The organism is Planktothrix sp. PCC 11201, assembly GCF_900009135.1.
Lineage (GTDB): Bacteria > Cyanobacteriota > Cyanobacteriia > Cyanobacteriales > Microcoleaceae > Planktothrix.
The window spans coordinates 85,888-93,502 of sequence record NZ_LT797697.1 but is presented as its reverse complement, the minus strand read 5'-3'; the positions used below and the strand labels follow the sequence as shown (position 1 = coordinate 93,502).

The following is a 7,615-nucleotide window of genomic DNA, read 5'->3' as shown; positions in this document are numbered from 1 at the left end:
GGGGAGCAGGGGGAGCAGGGGGGCAGGGGAAGTGAAATATTACCAATTCGTAATTCGTAATTCGTAATTACTACTTCTTACATCAAGGGTCGATAGACGCGAAAATCGATATTGGGGAAGATATTATCAATAGCTTCGACCTTTTCCAGCCAACCTGAATCTACTTTACCAATTTTGAGATCTTCGTAGATTTTGTTAAACCGCATCAGGTGGGAACGGGTACGACGCACGGCGTAGGGAGTCATGGTTCCCGAACTCATGATAAAAGCCCAGTCGGAGGACTGTGCTAGGAGTAATTCCCGCGCCGCTTGATTGAGCGCCCGTAACTCCTGCTCACTTGTTGGTTCTCGACCCGCCATTTTAATCATGCGTTCCGCCGCTTTGTGGAGATGGGGGTAAATCCAAGAATTGGTATGATTGAGCCAATATTCATGAAATCCCTTATATCCCCAACTAGACTGGGCAGGATGACAAACCTGTTGGGTAGGAAACTCTTGGAGATAATCGGCTAAATGGGTCATGGCATAAACCTTTTGGTTCTCCCAGGTTTTGCGGAATAATTGATCCAGAAACCAGGGCCCCTCATACCACCAATGTCCGAATAGTTCGGCATCGTAGGGAGAGACAATAATTGGAGGACGCTGCATAATTCCGTGGAGATGTTCCACTTGGCGCTCGCGGTTCATCACAAAGTTAGCCGCGTGTTCGCTAGTTTTAGCTTTAGCCCAATAGGGGTCATAAAGTTCTTTCTCTCCCAGTCCTAGACCCCGACCCGTAATTTTGTAATACTTAATCCCGGTATTTTTGCGCTGACCATTGGGCATAATATAGGGCTTAATATACTCATATTCGGCTTCCCAGCCCAAATCCTTATAAAATTCTCGGTATTCCGCCGCCCCGGGATAGCCCACTTCCGAAGACCAAACTTGCTGAGAAGATTCGTTATCCCGGGCAAATACCGCCACACCAGATTCTGTATAGACAGGGGAATAGGTGCCAAAACGGGGACGGGGACGGGCGTAGAGAATCCCATGACCATCGGTGAGAAAATACCGAATTCCCGCATCGGCTAACATTCGTTCTAAGCCATTATAGTAGGCACATTCGGGCAACCAAATTCCCCGAGGACGACGGCCAAAGGTTTCTTCATAGTGTTGACAGGCGACTTCAATTTGTCCCCAAACCGCTTGGGGATACATCTTCATTAGCGGTAAATAGCCGTGAGTCGCACCGCAGGTGATAATTTCTAAATTATTGCTATCTTGAAATTGTTTAAAAGCCGTGACTAAATCGCCTTGATAGCGTTCCCACAGTTTACGGGCTTCCTGCCATTCCTCGGCATAATGTTCGGCCAGGTAACGAAGATGAGGGGTTTTTTGATAGCGATCAATTTCCTGTTCAGTTAACTCTTGGAGTAGGGTCAGATGTTGGTCATATCGGTCTTGAAGCAGAGGGTCTCGCAACATCGACACCAGGGGTGGAGTCAAACTCATGGTGATTTTGAAGTCAATTCCATCCCGCTTTAACCCTTCAAACATTTTGATTAGAGGGATGTAGGTTTCGGTAATTGCTTCAAACAGCCATTCTTCCTCTAATACATAGTCACTTTCAGGATGGCGAACAAAAGGAAGATGGGCATGGAGAACCAGGGCGAGATAGCCAATAGCCATAGGGATTTAATGGAAATATGCTTGTTATCGGAGCTAGATAGTTTTTCAATATTATTAAGATTTTAAAACGAAAGGGTAAGATCCGGGTCAATTGAATTTTAGGCCAAATCAAAGAGTAATATTTCCGCATCGGTGGTGGCGGTGAGGGTAATTTCTGGTTCTTGGGCGATCGCAGCCCCATCACCCGCAGTTAAGGAGATTTGATTGAGAATGATTTCCCCTTTAGCCACTTGTATCCAACCATAACGCTCGGGAGAAAAGGAATAGGAAAGGCGATCATCTTGTTTTAAAATAGCGGCATATAAATTAACATCTTGATGGATTTTGACCGCATGATCAATTGGGTTTCTTGTAGCAATTAATTGGAATTGACCGGAATTTTCTAAAGGATGAAAAGATTTTTGTTCATAGCTAGGGGGTAAACCTTGGGTCTCGGGTAAAAGCCAAATTTGTAATAAATGAACCAGATCAGTAGAAGACGGATTAAATTCACTATGACGAATACCAGTCCCCGCACTCATGCGTTGAACCTCACCAGGTTTAATAATAGAACCTGTCCCTAAACTATCTTTATGTTCTAGGGAACCCTGTAAAATATAGGTAATAATTTCCATATTTTGGTGTCCATGGGTCGGGAAACCCCCCCGGGGTTGGACTCGATCTTCATTGATTACTCGTAACGCCCGCCATCCCATATATTCGGGATCGTAATAGTTGCCAAAGGAAAAGGTATGATAACTGTCTAACCAATCAATTTTAACCTGTCCTCTATCCTGAGATTTGCGTAATGTAATCATATTTTTGAGGGGGTAAAACGCTATAGTATCAGTTAATTATAGTCAACTTTTTAGGACTAGGGTGTATTCAGGGAGTATTTTCTTTTTCCGTGAAAATTACCGGGGCATTCTGCAATCTTTTATAAGTACGGTAGCGATGATAAAATTCCCGATTTTTGAAAAACAGTAGAGAGATTGCTTCCCAAATAAAAACCCATCCACTAATTACTAAGGCTTGAAAAAAAACAGAGGTGACAACTGCCGTTGAATTGTCTGAATAAATCGTTGCCATCCCCAGAGAAATAAAACCCACAAAAATAAAATCAATGATCCGGCTGTTAGCTCTCTTAATCTCTTTTTTAAATAGGTATATTTTAAAAGCAAAACTATTCTTTAGACCCTGGCGTGATTCCTCCTCCATTTTTTCATCCCGTTGTTCTTGGGGAACTATAAAACACAATTCAATACTTTTTTTGAACGGGATTTCATCGGAACTTCTTAGCAGATAAGACTCCAAATCTGGGTCTATCTCTCGACGTTTAAAGGGAGCAGGATCCCACTGATTGAAAATATCAGTGTAATGATTCAGCGCAATCTCAATCATATAGAGATTGGTGGATTGATCCATACAATATATATCAGTAAAAATTTGATCTTTTTTATTCATGATTGTAGGCTTTGTTGAGGGAGCCTCCCAACGTTGCACAGAAACCTATCCAGATAGTCTGAATCGGGATAGGTGGATTTTGGCAAACAGGAGAAGCCCCGGACTAAATCAAGTTCAACAGAATTAGTATCGCAACGTTAAAGCAATTCCCTGGTGAGCCGAAAGTGCTCCATCATCTACAATAGCTACCTCTCCGCCCTTAGCCAGCACTGCTTCGATAATTTCATCTACAGCATCGTCCATAACCTCCGTACCGCCGGATGCTTCCACTAACTCCAGACCTCCATTTTCAGTCAAGATGGCGGGGACATGGTAATTCTTTTCCACCAAAAGTAATTTGCCTCGACCTTCCTGGGCTAATCGCCAGGTTTCTTCGATGCTAGAAACCACCGCCTTAACTCCCATGGCCGCATCTAAGGCAGCGAGGGCATTGGCTTGTTTGGCTTCCCGGACTGACTGAACAATTGGCCATACTTGGAGGCTGAGTTCAGAAAGACTGGCTCGATCAAAATTGCCACTCAGAGTCCCGGCGATGGCTGAAGTATGTTGGGAAACCTCTTGAAAGAAAGAAACTTGGCGAACGACTCCGCCCACAATCAAAGGCAGTGACTCGTCCTGGGCATATTCAGTGAAGGTACTATCCACCTGCTGAAAAAACCGACGATATCGGTCGTCGAGATAGGCCGTATCCGCATCGAAGGGAATCGGGGCCGTCGCTCCCGGGCCAGTCATTTGCATCGGGAAGTTTCCGTCTTCAACTTCTTCTAGGGTTTGTCCGGTGCCAGCCAGTAGGCGTGTGGAGTTCTCGCTTAACAGAAAAACCCAATAGCGTTGATCTCGGTGTAACCCATAGACTAAATCTCGGGTAGCAAAGGTTTTGTCAATCACAACCCGTGCGGGGACAGAAAAGGGCAGGTAATAGAGTTTGGCAAATTCGTGACTCACATACAATGCTAATCCATCAAGGGTATGGGGGTAATTAATTTCGCTGACCAAGGTATCCAGTCGATTGAACAAGGGTTCTAACTCTCTCTGAGAAAATTCTTCGCCCAGGCGAGTTTTTGCCTCATCTACCAAATTTTTAACCCGAATGGGATCTTGTTTATTATCCGGTGATGTCCGATGAGTCGGTAACAAAATTGAAACAGCAGGAACATTGATTAGAGACTGTAATTGCTTGAGATCTTGACGAGTGATCATTCTTTCTGATTGCCTTTTATTTCAGTGATTTATCGATAAAAAAATATATTAACATACAACCGAGCTATAGCAATACGCACCTTCGAGACGGAGGTTATAATAATTTACAACTGATATGAAGCAGCCATAAGTTTTATCTGGTGTTCCCTTTTGAACCTAAATTTTGAATACAACTCAAATAGGATTGCTATATTACTGATAGAAAGACCTATTTTTTGGTTAATCTGATTTCACAATCAGATACATTTTATCAATTTTAAATCATTAACTATGTTAGAAACACAACTTACCCAATATGACTAATGAGTCTGTGGAGACGCTCCCCCGTTGACTACGATACAAAATTGAGAAAATTTTGGATGATTAGGGCGTTGGCAATATCAATAAAAAAAGCACCCACTAACGGAACAATAATAAAGGCTTGGGGTGACGCTCCAAAATTTTCGGTGACGGCGGTCATGTTGGCGATCGCCGTGGGAGTCGCCCCTAATGCTAGTCCTGAATATCCGGCCGAAACCACCGCCGCATCATAGTTTTTGCCCATGACGGGAAACACGACAAAAATCGTATAAACCGTGATCATGAATAACTGCACCAGCAATAATAGGGCGATCGGCCCTGCTAAATCCACCAATGTCCATAACTGCAAACTCATTAAAGACATCGATAAAAACAAACCCAGACTGATATCGGAGATTAACGCCAAAGCTGGAGTATCGGACGGCCAAGGAAAGCGTTTGAATCCCAAGGGGACAGTATTGGTGAGAATAATTCCGGCTAACAAACAACTGACAAAAATCGGTAATTTTAAACCCATTGCTGTAGCGATCAGATTAATTTCTAGTCCTAAAGTTATGGCAATAGCAATCACCAAAACGGAGTTCAGCATGGTGTTATAGTCAATTTTGACATTTTTCTCATCTTCCTTGATGCCAATAATTAAATCTTGATTAGGATTATTAGCTTGGAGTCGGTTTTTATTAATTAAAAATTTGGCGATCGGCCCCCCAATAATTCCTCCAAAGACTAAACCAAAGGTGGCACTTGCAATCCCAATTTCTGGCGCGTTGGCAATGCCATAGCTGTCCCGAAATAGGGGAGACCAGGCGATCACTGTCCCATGTCCGCCACTCAGGGACACCGATCCGGCCAGCAACCCAATCGGTAAGTCCAACCCCGTCAAGGCTGCGATCGCCACCCCGGTCATATTTTGTACAATCAAATAAAAGACCGCCGCGACCAACAAAATGAATAGGGGTTTGCCCCCTTTAATCAAGGTTTTTAGTTTCGCAGAAAGCCCTATGGTGGTGAAAAAAACAATCAATAAGGTATCGCGAATATAGAGATTAAATTCGATTTGTTGTTTAAAAATCCCATAACAAATCCCAAAAAATAAGGAAGCGAGGACACCTCCAGAAACCGCATCAGGGATATTAAAATTCTGAAGGAATTTAATCTTTTTAGTTAGGTATTTTCCCAAATACAGGACTAAAATTCCCACAATAACAGTTAGGCGGACATCGAGTTGGATGATATTCATAGTCTCAAGGATTAACTATTAAGTTTTTGATTATACGTTAATTTGCCATCATCGTCATCACTGAAGATAATAGCCAATTTTAATGATTAATTATAATTTTTGTTCCCAATTATTAGGATTTTTTCAAACAAGCACAGGAGAAAGTGATCGGTACATTCTCCGAAATCTGATCTATGAATTCAGAAATCATGAATTTTTGGGTAAATTAGAGGGTAGAAGTAGGGTGACAACTGCTATAGTCTGGACAGTTAATAGCAGCTTCAGATAGGGCAATAGTTGGTTGTACCGGACATTTGAGGTGATAGTCCCCGGTAAAGAATATACAATGAGCACAGGGGATTTGGTGCATTTGTTTGGCTTGTTTCACCGTATTTCCAATTGCAGCCACAATACTCCAAGTCATCAAAATCAATAATCCCCAAGCCAAAACAAAGCAAGTCGGGACTAAAAAGGGTTGAATACTTTGAATTAGGGTTCGTAGCAATTCTAACACAATTATCCTCTCGTTTGTTATTTTAGATTTGATTTTAACCCAGATATTACTATGGGTCATCAGTTAATCAACGGGGTTAATATTTTTTAACATATTACCGATTTACGTTAGCTTATGAAGTTCAGGGTAAGTATTAATATCGATTAAAAGTTTTGTTGTTAGTCTGGAAACAGGATGTCTAGGCGATCGCACTTTATACCCGATCCTGATTTAATAAAATTTGCTATAATAATACTGGGTAAACTATGACAGGAGATAGAATTATGCAAGCATTTGAAGTCATGGGAACAGTGGATGAAAAAGGGCAATTAATTTTAGATCATAACCTTGATATTAATACACCCATTCGGGTGAAAGTGATTGTTTTAGTTGCTCCACAGGATGAATTAGAATTTGATCCTGATGATACCCCTGTAGAAGAAATAAAAGCGAGTTTAAGACGAGCATTACACGAAATGAAATCTGGACAACGAATTCCTTTAGAAAAAATGTGGGAGGGGATAGATGCAGAATAATTCATCCTTCGTTAACATTGATTTAACACCTGAGTACAAACGAAATTTAAGAGATTTAGCTAAAAAATACCGAAATATTCGTTCTGATACTCAGTCTGTTATTATGGAACTGCAAAAAGGAAATTTTATTGGCGATCGCTTACAAGGATTTGGGATCAATTATTTTATTTACAAAGTCAGGGTTAAAAATAGTAATATTCAAAAAGGCAAAAGCGGAGGTTATCGGTTAATTTATTGTGTTGAATCTCCAATTTCGGTTTTATTGTTAACGATTTACAGTAAATCTGAACAGGAAGATATTAGTATTAATCAGATTAATTCCATTTTAGATGAATTTTATGGGGATGAATAAACGTGCATTAGCAACCGGGTTTCTGAGATGCGATCACATTTTCCCCCCATTCTTCCACAACAAGCGATCGCACTAATTACCATTTAGAAGGATTATTAGGATGTAATTGATCATTTTCCCAAGATAAAGGATTATTGCTGATTTTACCCATTCTTCTTTAACTAATTCCCCCAAATTATTTAACTCCACTTGACTATCAATAATATTTCCGAATAAACATTTACGTTGATAACAACAAATTGTAATGAAATAAAAACCTGATTGAGAATAATCATATCCTCTTAATCGAATTGATTGACGTTTATGTAGATCAGGATTGTATTTCATAATTTTAGATTTAATGATAAATGTTGATTCCATCTTAATTACATTGTAGGGGTGAACGGCCGTTCGCCCCTACAC

The 7,615-nt window shown here is 41.0% G+C and carries 8 protein-coding genes; 2 read left to right on the top strand and 6 right to left on the bottom strand.

The features are described from left to right. Positions 1-77: 77 nt before the first annotated feature. The 6 genes from PL11201_RS08390 to PL11201_RS08365 form a co-directional block, all read right to left on the bottom strand. Entirely contained in the window at positions 78-1,670 is a 1,593-nt protein-coding gene (locus tag PL11201_RS08390) for a glycoside hydrolase family 57 protein (RefSeq protein WP_079678140.1), read from the bottom strand. Between the two features lie 98 nt (positions 1,671-1,768). Beyond that, positions 1,769-2,467 (bottom strand): pirin family protein, encoded by a 699-nt coding sequence (locus PL11201_RS08385; RefSeq protein ID WP_079678139.1) that lies wholly within the window; start codon positions 2,465-2,467, stop codon positions 1,769-1,771. A 67-nt stretch (positions 2,468-2,534) separates the two neighbouring features. Continuing rightward, entirely contained in the window at positions 2,535-3,113 is a 579-nt protein-coding gene (locus PL11201_RS08380; protein WP_079678138.1) for a hypothetical protein, read from the bottom strand. Positions 3,114-3,236: 123 nt separating this feature from the next. Then, positions 3,237-4,313: an AOC03_06830 family ribosome hibernation factor gene (locus tag PL11201_RS08375; RefSeq protein WP_079678137.1), complete on the bottom strand. Its 1,077-nt coding sequence runs from the start codon at positions 4,311-4,313 to the stop codon at positions 3,237-3,239. Between the two features lie 331 nt (positions 4,314-4,644). Continuing rightward, on the bottom strand, positions 4,645-5,853 hold the full coding sequence (gltS, locus tag PL11201_RS08370; protein WP_079678136.1) for a sodium/glutamate symporter: 1,209 nt from the start codon (positions 5,851-5,853) through the stop codon (positions 4,645-4,647). A gap of 205 nt (positions 5,854-6,058) precedes the next feature. After that, positions 6,059-6,346 carry a hypothetical protein gene (locus PL11201_RS08365; protein WP_079678189.1) on the bottom strand — a complete coding sequence of 96 codons (288 nt, stop codon included), beginning with the start codon at positions 6,344-6,346 and terminating at the stop codon, positions 6,059-6,061. Between the two features lie 263 nt (positions 6,347-6,609). On the opposite strand from PL11201_RS08365, the gene PL11201_RS08360 reads away from it, so the two are divergent. Next, positions 6,610-6,861 (top strand): type II toxin-antitoxin system RelN family antitoxin, encoded by a 252-nt coding sequence (locus PL11201_RS08360; RefSeq protein WP_079678135.1) that lies wholly within the window; start codon positions 6,610-6,612, stop codon positions 6,859-6,861. Next, the gene (locus PL11201_RS08355; protein WP_079678134.1) at positions 6,851-7,213 is read left to right on the top strand and encodes a type II toxin-antitoxin system RelE family toxin; all 363 of its coding nucleotides are present in this window, start codon (positions 6,851-6,853) and stop codon (positions 7,211-7,213) included. Before PL11201_RS08360 ends, PL11201_RS08355 begins: the two co-directional genes overlap by 11 nt. The last annotated feature ends 402 nt before the right edge of the window (positions 7,214-7,615 follow it).

Coding starts and splice junctions, on each gene's coding strand:
- PL11201_RS08390 (WP_079678140.1), bottom strand. CDS start 1,670: ATGGCTATTGGCTATCTCGCCCTGGTTCTCCATGCCCATCTTCCTTTT.
- PL11201_RS08385 (WP_079678139.1), bottom strand. CDS start 2,467: ATGATTACATTACGCAAATCTCAGGATAGAGGACAGGTTAAAATTGAT.
- PL11201_RS08380 (WP_079678138.1), bottom strand. CDS start 3,113: ATGAATAAAAAAGATCAAATTTTTACTGATATATATTGTATGGATCAA.
- PL11201_RS08355 (WP_079678134.1), top strand. CDS start 6,851: ATGCAGAATAATTCATCCTTCGTTAACATTGATTTAACACCTGAGTAC.
- gltS (WP_079678136.1), bottom strand. CDS start 5,853: ATGAATATCATCCAACTCGATGTCCGCCTAACTGTTATTGTGGGAATT.
- PL11201_RS08375 (WP_079678137.1), bottom strand. CDS start 4,313: ATGATCACTCGTCAAGATCTCAAGCAATTACAGTCTCTAATCAATGTT.
- PL11201_RS08360 (WP_079678135.1), top strand. CDS start 6,610: ATGCAAGCATTTGAAGTCATGGGAACAGTGGATGAAAAAGGGCAATTA.